The sequence below is a fragment of the Streptomyces sp. CA-250714 genome (assembly GCF_050936705.1).
In the GTDB taxonomy this organism is placed as follows: Bacteria; Actinomycetota; Actinomycetes; order Streptomycetales; family Streptomycetaceae; genus Streptomyces.
In genome coordinates, this window is record NZ_JBNJMI010000002.1 from 2,606,427 (window position 1) to 2,620,151 (window position 13,725).

At 72.8% G+C, this 13,725-nt stretch carries 12 protein-coding genes; 2 read left to right on the forward strand and 10 right to left on the reverse strand.

Annotated features, from left to right (window positions below; genetic code table 11):
• Positions 1 to 55: 55 nt before the first annotated feature.
• Both ACQEU8_RS30570 and ACQEU8_RS30575 read left to right on the forward strand, forming a co-directional pair.
• A complete protein-coding gene (locus tag ACQEU8_RS30570; protein WP_433106798.1) occupies positions 56 to 862 on the forward strand; it encodes an endonuclease I family protein in 807 nt (268 codons plus the stop codon).
• Positions 863 to 1,151: 289 nt separating this feature from the next.
• Positions 1,152 to 1,832 carry a transglycosylase family protein gene (locus ACQEU8_RS30575; protein ID WP_433106800.1) on the forward strand — a complete coding sequence of 227 codons (681 nt, stop codon included), beginning with the start codon at positions 1,152 to 1,154 and terminating at the stop codon, positions 1,830 to 1,832.
• Between the two features lie 87 nt (positions 1,833 to 1,919).
• Here ACQEU8_RS30575 and ACQEU8_RS30580 read toward each other — a convergent pair whose 3' ends face one another.
• The 10 genes from ACQEU8_RS30580 to ACQEU8_RS30625 form a co-directional block, all read right to left on the reverse strand.
• On the reverse strand, positions 1,920 to 3,488 hold the full coding sequence (locus ACQEU8_RS30580) for a YfbK domain-containing protein (RefSeq protein ID WP_433106802.1): 1,569 nt from the start codon (positions 3,486 to 3,488) through the stop codon (positions 1,920 to 1,922).
• 116 nt (positions 3,489 to 3,604) lie between these two features.
• Positions 3,605 to 7,327: a BTAD domain-containing putative transcriptional regulator gene (locus ACQEU8_RS30585; RefSeq protein WP_433106804.1), complete on the reverse strand. Its 3,723-nt coding sequence runs from the start codon at positions 7,325 to 7,327 to the stop codon at positions 3,605 to 3,607.
• 67 nt (positions 7,328 to 7,394) lie between these two features.
• Entirely contained in the window at positions 7,395 to 7,877 is a 483-nt protein-coding gene (locus ACQEU8_RS30590) for a pilus assembly protein TadG-related protein (RefSeq protein WP_433106806.1), read from the reverse strand.
• Positions 7,874 to 8,299, reverse strand: a complete 426-nt coding sequence (locus tag ACQEU8_RS30595) for a TadE/TadG family type IV pilus assembly protein (protein WP_433106808.1) — start codon at positions 8,297 to 8,299, stop codon at positions 7,874 to 7,876. The genes ACQEU8_RS30590 and ACQEU8_RS30595 overlap by 4 nt, the downstream gene beginning before the upstream one ends.
• Positions 8,299 to 8,679 carry a TadE family protein gene (locus tag ACQEU8_RS30600; protein WP_433108835.1) on the reverse strand — a complete coding sequence of 127 codons (381 nt, stop codon included), beginning with the start codon at positions 8,677 to 8,679 and terminating at the stop codon, positions 8,299 to 8,301. The genes ACQEU8_RS30595 and ACQEU8_RS30600 overlap by 1 nt, the downstream gene beginning before the upstream one ends.
• 86 nt (positions 8,680 to 8,765) lie before the next feature.
• Entirely contained in the window at positions 8,766 to 9,020 is a 255-nt protein-coding gene (locus ACQEU8_RS30605; RefSeq protein ID WP_433106810.1) for a hypothetical protein, read from the reverse strand.
• 50 nt (positions 9,021 to 9,070) lie between these two features.
• The gene (locus tag ACQEU8_RS30610) at positions 9,071 to 10,000 is read right to left on the reverse strand and encodes a type II secretion system F family protein (RefSeq protein ID WP_433106812.1); all 930 of its coding nucleotides are present in this window, start codon (positions 9,998 to 10,000) and stop codon (positions 9,071 to 9,073) included.
• A complete protein-coding gene (locus ACQEU8_RS30615) occupies positions 9,997 to 10,989 on the reverse strand; it encodes a type II secretion system F family protein (protein ID WP_433106814.1) in 993 nt (330 codons plus the stop codon). Before ACQEU8_RS30615 ends, ACQEU8_RS30610 begins: the two co-directional genes overlap by 4 nt.
• Before the next feature lie 4 nt (positions 10,990 to 10,993).
• Positions 10,994 to 12,295, reverse strand: coding sequence for a CpaF family protein (locus ACQEU8_RS30620; RefSeq protein ID WP_433108837.1), 1,302 nt, complete (start codon positions 12,293 to 12,295; stop codon positions 10,994 to 10,996).
• Positions 12,296 to 12,303: 8 nt separating this feature from the next.
• Positions 12,304 to 13,599 (reverse strand): hypothetical protein, encoded by a 1,296-nt coding sequence (locus ACQEU8_RS30625; RefSeq protein ID WP_433106816.1) that lies wholly within the window; start codon positions 13,597 to 13,599, stop codon positions 12,304 to 12,306.
• Positions 13,600 to 13,725: the final 126 nt, after the last annotated feature.

Consider the following 13,725-nt stretch of genomic DNA (forward strand, 5'->3'; position numbering starts at 1 on the left):
GCGCATCCGGGGGAGTTGACACCGGGCGCGGCCCGTGCCATCGAGAGGACCCCCCATGCGTGCCTTTCACGCTCCTCTGGCCGTCGCACTCGGCACCGCGGCGCTGCTGGCGCTGTCCCCGCAGGCCACCGCGACGCCCCTCACTCCCGACTCCCCCACCCGCGCGAACGACGCTCCCGCCGACTACTACAAGGACGCCGAGGGCAAGACGGGCCCCGAGCTGAAATCGGCCCTGCACGGCATCATCAAGGAATCCGACGCGCTCTCCTACGACCAGGTGTGGGACGCGCTCAAGGCCACCGACAAGGATCCGGACAACGCCTCCAACGTCATCCTCCTCTACACCGGCCGTTCACAGAGCGCGGACGACAACGGCGGCGGCGAGGACCAGTGGAACCGGGAGCACGTGTGGGCCAAGTCGCACGGCGACTTCGGCACCGAAACCGGGCCCGGCACCGACATCCACCACCTGCGTCCCACCGATGTCTCCGTCAACAGCACCCGCGGCAGCAAGGACTTCGATGCGGGCGGCGAGGAGGTCGGGGAGGCGCCGGGCAACTACACCGACGGTGACTCCTTCGAGCCGCGCGACGAGGTCAAGGGCGATGTGGCCCGCATGATCCTGTACATGGCGGTTCGGTACGAGGGCGACGACTCCTTCCCCGACCTGGAGCCCAACGACAAGGTGGAGAACGGCTCGGCGCCCGCACACGGCCGGCTCTCCGTACTGAAGAAGTGGAACGAGCAGGACCCGCCGAGCGCCTTCGAGAAGAACCGGAACGACGTCATATACGACAAGTTCCAGCACAACCGCAACCCGTTCGTCGACCACCCGGAGTGGGTCGACGCGATCTGGTCCTGACCGACCCGGGGGTGGGGCCGACCGGCCGGCCCCACCCCCGGCCAACCCATGGCAAAACGCCCATATCCTGTGACGCTTGTCATCCAACGGCTATGTCACACCCGGCCGGACCGATCTCCGCGCAACCGCATCACCAGCACGGATGCCGCTGTTGGGTGTCAAGCCGCCGCAACGATCTTTACCGCCCCCTAATTGGAGCATTCGGACAGCTGTGCTTACGGTCGCTCCCGCTCGACACGTTCGCCTCGAACTCGCAGGCGGACAGCCGCGACCGAAGGAAAGAAAGACCATGCTGTTCTCCGGCAAGGGCCGTCACCGTCGTCCCAGCAAGGCCACCCGCATCGCCACCGTCACCGGTGTCGCAGGCGCGGCAGTCGCCCTTCCGCTGGTCTCCGCCACGGGCGCGCAGGCCGCCTCGGTGGACACCTGGGAGAAGGTCGCCCAGTGCGAGTCCTCGGGCAACTGGCAGGCCAACACCGGTAACGGCTACTACGGCGGCCTCCAGTTCAACAACTCCAGCTGGGCCGCGGCGGGCGGCACCAAGTACGCGCCGCGCGCCGACCTGGCCACCAAGGACCAGCAGATCGCCACCGCCGAGAAGCTGCTGAAGATGCAGGGCCCGGGCGCCTGGGCCTGCGCCGGCGCGGGCGGCCTGACCTCCGGCGGCCCCGCGGCCGATGTGAACCCGGACGGCGGCAGCAACCAGGCCCAGCCGCAGCAGGAGTCGGCGCCCAAGCAGGCCGCTCCGCAGAAGCCGGCCCAGCCGAAGGCCCAGCCGAAGCCCGCCCAGCCGCAGCAGCAGGCCCCCAAGAAGGGCCACGGCAACTACACCGTCAAGCCGGGCGACACCCTCGGCAAGATCGCCGAGTCGCACGGCACCACCTGGCAGCAGATCTACGCGGACAACAAGTCCACCATCGGCGACGACGCCGACCTCATCCTGCCGGGCCAGAAGCTCCAGGTCGGCTGACGACGCCCAGGGCTTCACCGCAGACCGCCATGGTCCGCGCCTCTTCCCCCGAGGGCGCGGGCCATGGCCCCTTTTGTCCGCCCGGGCTCAGTGCCTGCCCTGCGCCCGGCTGATGTTCTTCGCCAGCCCGGCCGCCGAACGCAGCCCCGGCTCCTCCGCGAGCCGGTCCGCCTCGGCGCGCAGCTTGTCGAGCGAGGGCGCCGCGGGCAGCGGCTCGGCCACCGACTCGGCCGGCCTGGGCTCGGGACCTGGCGAGGCACTGCCGTCCCCGGCGCGCAGCGCGTCGGCGAAGTACGCGGCGACCGCCGACAGCCGCAGATACGGGGAGACCTCGGCGCCCTGCCAGAGGCTGTCGCCGGTCAGCGCCGAGGCGGCGACCTCGTGCGACTTCTCGTGCGGCTTCCGGCTGTCGGGATCCAGCCAGCGGACCGTCGCGGTGGCCGCCTTGCCCGTCGCGCCGTGCTTCAGCCGGACCGCGTACAGTGCCGTGACCGTATGGCCGGGGCCGACCTCGCCGCCGTCCACCTTGTCGTCGCGGAAGTCGTCGTCGGCCACCTTCCGGTTCTCGTAGCCGAGCAGCCGGAAGTCGCGTACCGCGCCCCGGTCGAAGACGACCTGCGCCTTGGCGTCGCGGGCACGCAGCTGGATGTTGCGGGGCAGCTGGTTGACGAAGACCTCGCGCGCTTCCGTGCGGGTGGAGATGTAGACGGTGTGGCCGTCGCCCTTGTTGGTGAGGCGCTCCATCAGCGCGTCGCCGTAGTCGCTGCCCACGCCGACGCCGAAGAGGGAGATGCCCTGCTCCTTACGGTGCCGCGCGACATCGCTCAGGATCGCCTTCGCGTCGGTCTCGCCCGTGTTGGCGAGCGCGTCGGACATCAGCACGACGCGGTTGGTGGCGCCGGAGCGCCGGTGCTCGGCCGCCTGCTGATAGCCCTCCTTCACCCCGGCGCCGAGGTTGGTGCTCGACTGCGGCTTCAGCTCGTCGACGGCCGAGCGGAGTTTGCCCCGGCCGCCGTCGTCCAGCCGCGTCATGGGAAGGACGGTCTCCGCGTTGCCGCTGAAGGTCACCAGCGACACGGAGTCGCTGTCACGCAGCCGGCCCGCCGCCGTCCGCAGCGCGTCCTTGACCAGGTCCAGCCGCCCCGGCTCGGCCATCGAACCCGATACGTCGAGTACGAAGGTGAGCGCGGCCGGGCGGCGTGGTGCCTTCGGGTCGCTCTTCTTCGTCGCGAGCCCGACCCGCATCAGCGACCAGTCCGCCGCACCGGTGCGGGCGCCGTCCGCGGAGACGGAGAAGCCGTCGCCCTTCGGCCGCCGGTAGCCCTGCGGGAAGCTGTTGACGAACTCCTCGGTCCGCACCGTGGCCGGGGCCGGCTTGGCACCGTCCCTCAGGGTGCGCTGGGCGTAGCTGTAGGAGGCGGTGTCGACGTCCAGCGCGAATGTCGACCGGAAATCCTCCGGTTCGGTGGGCTTTGCGGAAGCGGCCTCCCCCGGTGCGGAGCCGCCCTTCGCATAGCCGGGCGCGCCGGGCCCGCCCTGGGCGCCGCCCTCCTTCGCGAGGTCGGCCGTCCTGGTGCTGTCGGTGCTGCCCGTGCATCCGGCCAGCATCCCCGCCGCCAGCGCTGTGGCGACCCCCGCCATCCATCCCCGTCGCATCGCGTCCCCTCACACCCTCGTTCGGCTCCGTGCCCCGATGTGACGGCGCGGGCCCCCGGCGGGACCCAGAAAAAAGGTCGCGATTGGATGACAACTCCACCCACAAACCGCCGGAGTCAGCGGGGGTAGGCCCCCGGCGCGAGCTCTTCCAGGAGGGCGCGGGTCCGCGGGGGGAGCCCTCGGTCGGCGCCATGGAGCTGGGCGGCGCGCTCCGCGACCCAGCGGACCGCATCGCCCAGTGCGGCCCGCTCCCCGGTGGCATGCGCGGCCCGCAACAGCGCGTCCCACAGCCGCTCGTCAGCGGAAGCACTCCGCAGGGCGGCCCGCACGGCGTGCAGCGCGGCCTCCGGTTCCCCGAACCGGAGCTGCTCGGCGGCGAGGGCGAGCCCGACCTCGGCGACGAGCAGCGGATGCTGCGCCTCCACGACGTCGTACGCCAGCCACCCGTACCGCCCCTCGGCCCGGTCGGCCAGCAGCGGACCGCGCGCGAGGTCCAGCGCTTCGGTGAGCTTCTGGATCCGCACCTGCGGCGCCAGCTTGGCGCCGCGTTCCCCGGTGCAGCCGTGGTGCAGGGTGCGCAGCACATCCCAGTCGGAGACGACGGAGGGCCGCAGCACGAGCCGCCCGTCCCGGTCGGTGGACAGCCGGGGCGTGCCGTCGGTCTCGATCCCCAGCCAGCCGCGCAGCCGTTCGACGAGCGCGTCCCGCACATCGTCGGTGACGCCCTTGGGCCACAGCGCCGAGGCCAGTACGCGCGGGTGCACACCGTCCCGGTTGAGCAGCAGCAGCGCCAGCGCCTCATGCAGGAGCGCGCTGCGCGACTCCTCGGGCGGCTCGATGCCGGTGACGTCGTAGCCGCCCATGATGCGCGCATAGACCGCCGGACGGCCGCCCTCGCTCAGGTCGACGCGGAAGCCGGGGCCGCGGCCGCCCGCGGTCTGCTCGTCGTCGGTGTCGGCGAACAGTTCGACCACCGCGGCGCGCAGCTCCTCGGGCAGCAGCTGAGCCCGTACCTCCAGACCCATCCGGGGCGCGGCGAGCGTCCCGTCCGCGCCGACGGTGAACTCCCATACGACGCTGGGCAGCCGCCCGCCGGGTACGCCGACGACGAAGCCGACCCGCGGCCCCTCGCTCTCGGTGGCGAGCGCGGCCAGCCGGCGGGCCTCGTCCTTGGTGGGCTCTACGCCGATCAGCACCACCTGCGGTGCCGCCGCCTGCCGCCCCGGCGTCTCCTCCCGCTCCCGCAGCAGCGCCGGCACATCCGCCAGGTACCGCACCCGGTCGGGGGCGAGCGCGGTCAGCTCCCGGCCGAAGCCGACGAGGGTCAGGCCGATGCCCTGGGACCAGCTGCCGGTTGCGAGTTCGGCGGCGATGGAGGCGAGGACGGCGGTACGCCGCTCCTCGCCGCCCGCCACCGAGACCAGCCCGGGCACCGACTCCAGGTTGAGCAGCAGCCGCGCCTCACCGCGCAGACCGAGGCTGACCAGCGCCGGGTAGGGCGCAGGGCCGCTGGTGTCCACATCGAAGCGGGTGTGAGCGCGCTGGATGGTCCAGAAGCTGGGGCTCTGCCCGAACCGCCAGGGCGCGGGCGGCTGTCCGGACTCCTGGGCGAGTTGCAGATGCAGATCCTGACCGGTCAGCCAGGCCGCATAGACGACGGGCAGCGGGCGGCCCGTCTCGGCGAGGTCCTCGGCCAGCCCGCGCAGCGCACGGTCGAGGAAGCGTACGGCGGCGGGGTCGGCGCCGACCAGAAGCGCGTCGTGAGCCTGCGCGGCCGGGTCCGACGGGGGCGTGAAGTCGTCGCCGGGTGCGCGCCGGTTGCCGACGGTGACCGCCTGCCACAGCGCCGTGCGCCGCCGCCGGCCCAGCGCGGCCAGCACCCCGGCCGCCAACAGAGGTGCGCCGAGCAGCGCTTCGGGCAGCCCGACCGGGCCGAGCGCGCCACCGTCGTCCGCGTCCGCCGAGCGGTCCAGCTGGTGGGTGCGGTCGCCTTTCGGGAGCTCGGCGTGGTCGAGGTCGGCGGGGGTGTCGTCGCCCTTGCGGTCGCTCGCCGCGTCCCGGCGGCTGTCGTCACCACGGTCGCCGCGGTCACTGCGGTCGCCGCTTGCGCCGTTGCCGTCGCTGTCGTTGTCGCCGTCGCTGTCGGTCGAGGGGCTGTGCGGTGCGGTGCCGCCCGGCCGGGTGTCCTGGGCACCCGGCCGGATGTCGCCGGGCTGGGAGATGCCGGGGCCCGGCAGCCCGTCGTCGTCCTCCGCGTCGCCGAGGTCGTCGGGGCGCGTCGGCTGCTGCTCGGTCGGGGCCTCGGGGACGGACTGCTCCTGCCGGTCGGGCGTGTGTTCGCCCGGCGGGACCTTCAGCTTCTCCCGCGTGTCCGGCCGTACATCGGCATCCGAGCCGTCGGAGCCGTCCGCGTCCTGGCCGCCCTGGCCGCCGGAGCTGGGCCCGTCGCCCGGGCGGGTGTCGTCGTCCGGTGTGTCGGGGATCTCCTGGTCCGGCTGGGTGGGCGAAAGGTCCTCGCTCCCGTCGTCCGGGTCGCTCTTCTCCGGGATGCTCGGCTTGAGTACGGGCTCGTCGGACCCCTCCTTGGAGTCCCCGTCGGAGTCCTTGGAACCCCGGTCCTGCGAGCCCTCATCGGACGAGTCCCGCTCCTGCGAGCCCTGGTCCGACGCGTCATCGTCCGGCGTGCCGGGCTCGTCCTGTGCCGGCCGGTCCCCGCCCTCGCCCTGCTCCCGGTCCCCGCCCTGCTCCCGGTCACGGTCCTGGTCCTGGTCCTGGTCCTTGTCCTGGTCCTGCTGCGACGGCTGTTGCTGCCCCCGTCCGTCGTCGTAACCGCCACCGTGGTCATCGGCGCCGCGGCCTGCTCCGTTGTCCTGGTAACGCTCGTACTGGGCACGCTCCTTGGCGCCCAGTTCCTCCGCGTCGTCCGGCATCTCGACCAGTTCGCCGCCGTGTGCGTCGGCGGGCATTTCCATGATCCAGCCGGGCCGGATGAGGCTCGCCTCGGACAGCCGGGAGCCGTCCGGCTGCACCCGGTCCTTGTTGAGACGGTAGATCTCCTTGTAGCGGCGGCCGTCGTCCAGGTGCCGTTCGGCGATCTCCCACAGGGAGTCGTGGTGGCGGCCCACCGGGGGCTGGATGCGGTAGAACTTCGTCTTCCTGGCCTGGGAGGTGTCGCCGGGCGCGGACGCCTGGTTCGCCGTACCGGCCCGCTCGCTGCCGCCCCCGGCCAGTACCACCGTGTCCGAGCCGCCCCCGCCCATGACGTGCGCACCGGAACCGTCCACCTGGGGGGCCGGCTCCCCCGCCCGCTGCTGGCCGGGGAGGAGCTGGGCGCTCGCCACGGTCTGCGACGGGTGGTGCGGCTGCACGGAGTGGCCGAGGTCGGCCAGGCCCGGCGCGAAGCTCGCGGTGCTGGAGCCCAGCAGCAGGATCGCGGTGACCAGTTGCCGGGCCAGCAGCTGGCTGGGGCCCGCGCCCGGCACCCGCGCGGGCAGGCCCACACCGGACAGCGCGGCCTTCGCCTCGACCAGCACACAGGCGGTGAACTGCGCCCAGGCGAGCCAGACGACGACCGTCAGTACGTTGATGAAGACGCCGACGCCCACCTCGTCGCGCAGCATGTCCAACGACGGCATCCGGTGCGGCAGTGGCCAGCCGATGAAGTACGCCAGCGCCAACGGCACCCCGGCCACCAGCACGGCCAGCGCGACGAACGCGCAGAACGCCTTGAGCACGTCCCCGAACGTGCGGCGGGTGCGCACGGGTACCGGCGTACGCGAGCGCGAGCGGGACCTGGGCCCGCCGGGGGCAGGTGCCGGTGTCGAACTGCGGCGCGCCATGTCGTGTGCTCCCAGTGTGAGAAGTGCGGACGTGGAGGAGGGGGCGGTGGTTCCGGGGGCCGGTCGGTCAGCCGGTCACGGATTCCGCCGTCGCCGTGCCGTGGACGGTGAGGGGTGCGCTGTAGAACAGCCCGGTGAGAACCGGACGGTAGGTGAGCCGGATCCGGACCTGCACCTGCTGGGCGCTGGCGGACACACAGCCGGAGGCCGCCACGTCGGCCCCGGAGAGGCCGGACTGGGTGGCGAACTCATGGACGCGGGAGGGACAGTTCTCGTAGTTGATCGGCGCGTTGCGGCCCTGGCTGGCGCGCAGCGCCTCCTCGTCGATGTCCTGCGCCGCGTAGCGGGCCGCCTGCTCGGCGATGTCGGCAGCACGTTCGCGCTTCGAGATGGACAGCCCGCCGTCCACCACGAACGCGGCCAGCACCATGAACAGCAACGCGAACATGATGACGGCCGCGGCACCTGACCCGCTGTCGTCGCAGGCCGCCCGTCTGGCGCGCAGCCAACTGCCCGCCCACGCGGCGAGGGCCCGTCTCCCCCGGCTCATCCGGTCCTCCGGTACGGGTCGATCGGCGAACTGGAGCGGCCCGAGATGTCCTTGGCGATGTCCAGGCCCAGAATGCCCAGCCCGCGCACCCGGCAGCTCACCTCGACGGTGAACAGCCCGCCGGAGCGGTAGTCGCTGCCCGCGTCCCGTACGGTGACGTTCCCCGCGCAGGTGCCCTTGAGGGTCGCGTTGGCCGCCTGTTGCGCGGCCGCCATCGCAGCGCCGTGGCTGCCGTGCTGCAGCGACCCGGCGCGTGCGGCGTCCCGGGCGGCGCTGTCCACGGCCCCGCGCCCGTCCACGAGCTGGCCGAACGCCACCAGTACGAGGATGAACAGGATCATCACCGGCGCGAGGATGACGACCTCGATGGTCGACAGCCCGGCGTCGCCGCCGCGCGGACCGGCCCACCGTCGCTCTCTCATCACCCGCCCCCGTCCGGTACGAACCGCTCCACCGGGCCGCGGGAGATCGCGTACACATCCATGTCCAGGCCCGGGAAGACGGAGGGCACCTGGGCGCGGATCTCCACACCCACGGCGTTGTCCTCGGGGCCCAGCAGCTTCACATCGGGGTTCAGGATCAGCTCGGGGCCGAGCTGTTCGATGTACTCGCCGGACGTCTGCCGCGCCTCGGCGCGCCAGCCGCCCGGATCGGCGTCGGCCTCCTGCCGGGCCTTACGGGCGCCGGCCTGGGCCGCCGCCTGTGCCACATGGTCCGCGAAGAAGTACAGCGCGAACTGCACCGTCGCGAAGATCAGGAAGAACAGCACCGGGGTGAGCAGCACGAACTCGATCGCGGTCATGCCGCTTTCGCCGCGCTGGGAGGCTGCCTCCCCTCTGCGGCGTATCCACGCGACGAGCCCTCGTTCCGCTCTCACCGGCGCTGCACCTACTTGCAGGTGCCGTCCTCGTCGGCGCCGTCGATGCAGTCGCTCACCTTGTCGGCCCCGTTGCGAAGCGCGAGGTTGATGATGGCGGCGACCACGCCGACGATCGCCACCACGACCGCCGAGATGATCACCCACTCGACGGCGGAGGCGCCGCGGTCCAGCTCACCGGAGCGGGCGCGCTGGATTCGGGCACGCAGGAACGTGACGAGGAAGTCGACGGCGGGATGACTGACCGAGCGAATCGGATTCTGCATCGTTCTCAGTCCTTTCTTTGGTCTCGGGCTTCGGGTCTTCGGACAGGTGGTCAGATCTGGAAGACGCGCATGGCCGCCGGATAGATGAGAAAGACGAGGAAGCCCGCGCAGAGCATCAGCTGGGCCACGAGCATCGACTGGGACTTCTCACCCGCGCTGCCCTCGATCTCGGACAGCTCGCGGTGCCGCATGGTCTCGGCGCGGGAGGAGAGCGAGGCGCGCACCTTGGCCCCGTCGTCGGCGACCAGCGCCAAGGATGCCGACAGATCCTTGAGTTCGTCGACCCCCAGCCGGATGCCGAGGTCCCCGAGCGCCGCCCACTGGCTCTGCCCGGTGATCCGCGCGTCGGCGAGGGTGTCGCGGATCCGGCGCAGCGCCCAGCCGTCGCTGACCTCGCTGGCCGCCTTCAGCGCCTCTGGCAGTCCGCGCCCGCCGGCCAGGTTCATGGCCACCAGGTCGAGATAGGCGCCGACGACCCGCCGCAGGTCACGCCGCTTGGCGGCGGCGTCGCGGCGCACCTCCAGGTCCGGCAGCATGAAGAACAGCCCGGCGAAGAACAGCGCCAGCCACAGCGGGACCAGCGGGCTGCGGCCGAAGCCGATCAGCCACCCGATCGAGAACAGGAACGGCCCGAAGAACAGCCCCGCGGCGCCCAGCAGCACCTTCGTCGCGAGGAAGCTCTCCCAGCGGCGCTCCAGCACCTCCAGGTCGGAGCGGAGGCTGCGCTGCTCCCAGCCCTGCCGCAGATACAGCTCGGCGACCCGGACACCGATCCGCGCCCGGAGGGCGGCGAACCGCCCGGTCTCCTCCGGGGCCCCCGCGCCGATCTGCTGGTGTGCGGCGGCGCGGGCGCGCAGCGCGTCGATCTCGGCGACGGAAGCGACGGCACCCCGCTTGCCGGGCACCAGCGCCCGTACGAGCAGGAACAGACCGAGCCCGGCGAGGGCACCGGTGAGTGCGGTGAGGGTGAGGGTGTTCATCGGCCCAGCGCCTCCGTTCCGCCGACGGCCGGCTGCTCGCCCCGGTCGGCCGGCTGGTCGCCCCGTTCCGCCGGGTGGCCCGCGCGGGCCGACGGCGCCGGCTGGTCGGCGTGGACCAGGAACCGCTGCGGGGTCTCGATCCGCGACAGCTTGCGCAGCCACCAGAAGCCGCAGGCGAACATCGCGCAGACGCAGGCGAGTACGACCTGCCCGAGCGGGGTGCCGTAGGGCTTGACGAAGTCCCGGTTGAAGACGGCCAGGCCCAGGACGAAGGCCACACTGACACCGACGACGATCTGCACGCTGCGCCGGGTGGACGCGCGCTGCGCCATCACCCGCTGCCGCATGTCCACTTCCTCGCGGGCCGACTTGGCCAGCGCGCCCAGCACCTCGCGCAGACCGGGGCCGCGCAGCCGGGAGTTGAGGATGAGGGCCGCTACGACGATGTCGGCCGAGGGGTCGTCCAGCTCGTCCGCCAGATTCTGCAACGCGGTCGGCAGCGGGGTGCGGGCCCGCAGCCGGTCGATGAGCGCGTCCAGATGCGGGCGGAGCGAGGGGGCTGCGGCGCGGGCCGAGGCGGGGATGGCCTGTTCGAGGCCGACGGCGCCCGCGATGGTGTCGCGCAGCGACTCCGTCCACGCCGCCAGCGCCTCCACCCGCTTCATCGCGGCCCGCTCCTCGGCCGCGCCGCCGAAGAGCCGGTCCCACAGGAAGACCAGGACACCGGTGGCGATCGCCGCCACCGGCCAGCGGGTCAGCAGCAGCACCAGCAGCCCCGCGCACACCGCGATGGAGCCGCGCCGGCTCATGAACCGGGCCAGCTCAGAGGCGCGCTTGCCCGCGTCCCGCTTCTCGTCCGGCGCCTTGGCCGGCAGCCCGCGCAGCGCGACGATCAGCAGCGCGAGACCGCCGCCGACGGCGACGCCGCAGGCGAGCGCATAGAGGGTGGGCAGGGAGAAGATGCCGCCCGTACCGCCGCTGAGAGGCACGGTCTCACCCCCAGTTTCCGGTCGGCTGGTATCCGTAGACGGCCAGCTCCCGCGCACAGGAGACCGGCGCGTGCGCCAGCAGCCGCCCGTCGGGTGTCTCGGCGAACACCTCGCTGGAGAGCACCCGGCCGTCCACGCCGTTGATCTCCCGTACGGAAGTGACCGAGCGGGACAGCCGCCCGCCGCTGGCGAAGGCGTTGCGGCGCTCGATGAAGACGACGAAGTTGATGGCCCCGGCGATCAGCATCTGGGTGGCTTCGATGGGCAGCCGCTCGGTTGCCTGGAGCGCGTAGGTGGAGATGCGGTTGAAGACCTCGCTGGAGCTGTTGGCGTGGATCGTGGACAGCGAGCCGTCGTTGCCCTGGGACATGGCGTTGAGCATGGTGACGATCTCGTCGCCGAGCACCTCGCCGACGATCACCCGGGAGGGGTTCATCCGCAGCGAGCGGCGCACCAGTTCGGCCATGCTGATGGCGCCCTGGCCCTCGGAGTTGGGCAGCCGCTCCTCGAACGCGACCACGTTCGGGTGCAGTTCGGGGAACTGGTCGAGGCCCAGCTCCAGTGCGCGCTCGACGGTGATCAGCCGCTCGTGCGGCGGTATCTCGTTGGCCAGAGCGCGCAGCAGCGTCGTCTTACCGGCGTTGGTCGCGCCCGCGATCATGATGTTCTTGCGCGCCCGCACGGCCGCCGTCAGAAAACTGCCCAGCTCCGGTGTGAGCGTTCCGTTGCCCACCAGGTCGGAGATGAAGACCTTGCCCATCCGGGCGCGCCGGATGGACAGCGCGGGGCGCCTCGTCACGTCCATGACGGCGGAGAGCCGGGAGCCGTCGGGCAGCCGCAGGTCCAACTGCGGGTTGGCGGAGTCGAACGGGCGGGAGGACAGGCCCGAGTAGGCGCCGAGCACCTGGATCAGCTCGATCAGTTCCTCGTCGGACTCGGCGACCGGCTCGCCCCGCATCTCGCGGCCGTCGGCATAGCCGACGAACACCTGGTCGTACCCGTTGACATCGATGTTCTCAACCTCGGGGTCGTCCAGCAGCGGCTGGAGCCGCCCCACGCCGAACAGCGCGGCGTGCACGGCCGCCGCGTAGGCCTCCTCGGACTGCGCGTCCGGCGGGGTACGTCCCGAGGTGATCTCCGTGCGCGCGTACTCCTCGAGGATCTGCGCGATCACCGCGCGCGCGAACTGCCGCTCGTCCTCGGTCGTCATCGGCGCGACGCCGGACGCCTGGTCTATTCGGCGCTGCTCGGCGATCCGGTCCCCGGCCTCCTGCCGGAACCGCTTCACCAACTGGTGGTCGACCATGCCCGCGCTCACGATGCGGCCCCCTCGTCCCGCGACCGCTCCCCGCTCCCGGGCAACGGCACCGGCGGGGTCGGCGCGGGTGCCGTGGCCCTGCGCCGCGCGCGCAGCCCCTTGAGCCCTCGCGAGGGCTCACCCTGCGCGGGGCCGCCTTGCGCCGGCGGTGCGGCTGCCTGCGCCGGCGGTGCCTGAACGGGGGGCAGCGCGCCGGGAGTCTGCGCACGAGGCGGCTGCGAAGGCGGGGCGCCGTAGTCGGGCCCGGCGGGTGGCGGGCCCTGCTGCGGGGGTGGGGTCCGATGCGGGGGTGGCCCCTGCCGCGGCGGCGGGGTGTGGTCCTGGCCCGCACCGGGTCGGCCCGTCGGGGCGTGCGGCGCCGGGCCGGTGGGGAGGGGCTCGGCCGGGCCGGTGGGCTGCCCGGCGACCGGCGCCGGACCGGGGCCCTGGCGCTGAACCCGGTCCTGGCCGCGCGAAGGTGAAGGCTGCGGCTGCGCTGCGGCCGGTGCCCAGGCCGTCGCGTACTGCTGGTGGAGGTCGGTGGCGACCTTCCGTACGGAGCGGACGAGCAGCGAGCGTTCGACCCGGCCCCGGCGACGGCCCGCCAACTGCTCGGCACCCAGCGGGTCATGAGCGAGTACGCCCACCACCTGGGCGCCCGCGCGGGAGGCGACCAGCATGTCGTTGACCTGCCCCGCGATCTTGGCGGCACCCTGTGCCCGGGCGACCAGCAGCACGCCGAGCAGCGGCTGGGCGAGCGGCGACATACCGCGGCCCGCGCCGTGCAGCCGCGCGGTCAGAGCCAGCGCCCGGTCCCGTACGCGGGCGATCTGCTCCGGCTCGTCCCGCGCGATCAGCAGCACCAGCGCGGCGTGCGGGAAGAGCGCGACCGAAGCGGACTCCGGGCCGATACGCCCGCAGTCGGCGATGACGTCGGCGGCCAGCTGCGGATGCGGGGAGTCCGCGAGGGAGGCGAAGGCACGGCCCAGGGTGTCCCACTGTCCGGCCAGCCCCGCCGACTGCTCGGCGTTGCCCAGTCCGACGAGGACCTCCAGCCCTCCGGAGAGCCGCTGGGTGTGGTCCCACAGCTGTTCGGCGGCGAGCCCTCGGCGCGCGGTCGCGGCCAGCGAGAGCAACCCGGCGTTGGGGTCCAGCGGACGGCCGTCCGACGCGGGGCTGCGGTAGACGAGGTCGCCGCCAGCGGTGTCCATCTCGGCCAGCAGTGCGCGGCGCGGCCACACCGCCGAGAGGGCCACGGCGGCCGTGGTGACCCCCGGTGCCCCTTTGTCGGCGGCGAGTGCGATCAGCGCCATCCGGCTACGCCTTTCCTTGGTGTCTTGTCGTCCCTGCCGTACTGCCCCTCGCTGCGTCTGCCGTCGTGTCCTGCCGTAGCCGACGACGATGCTCCGCGGCCAACGGTTCCGCGGCACGTTCCATCG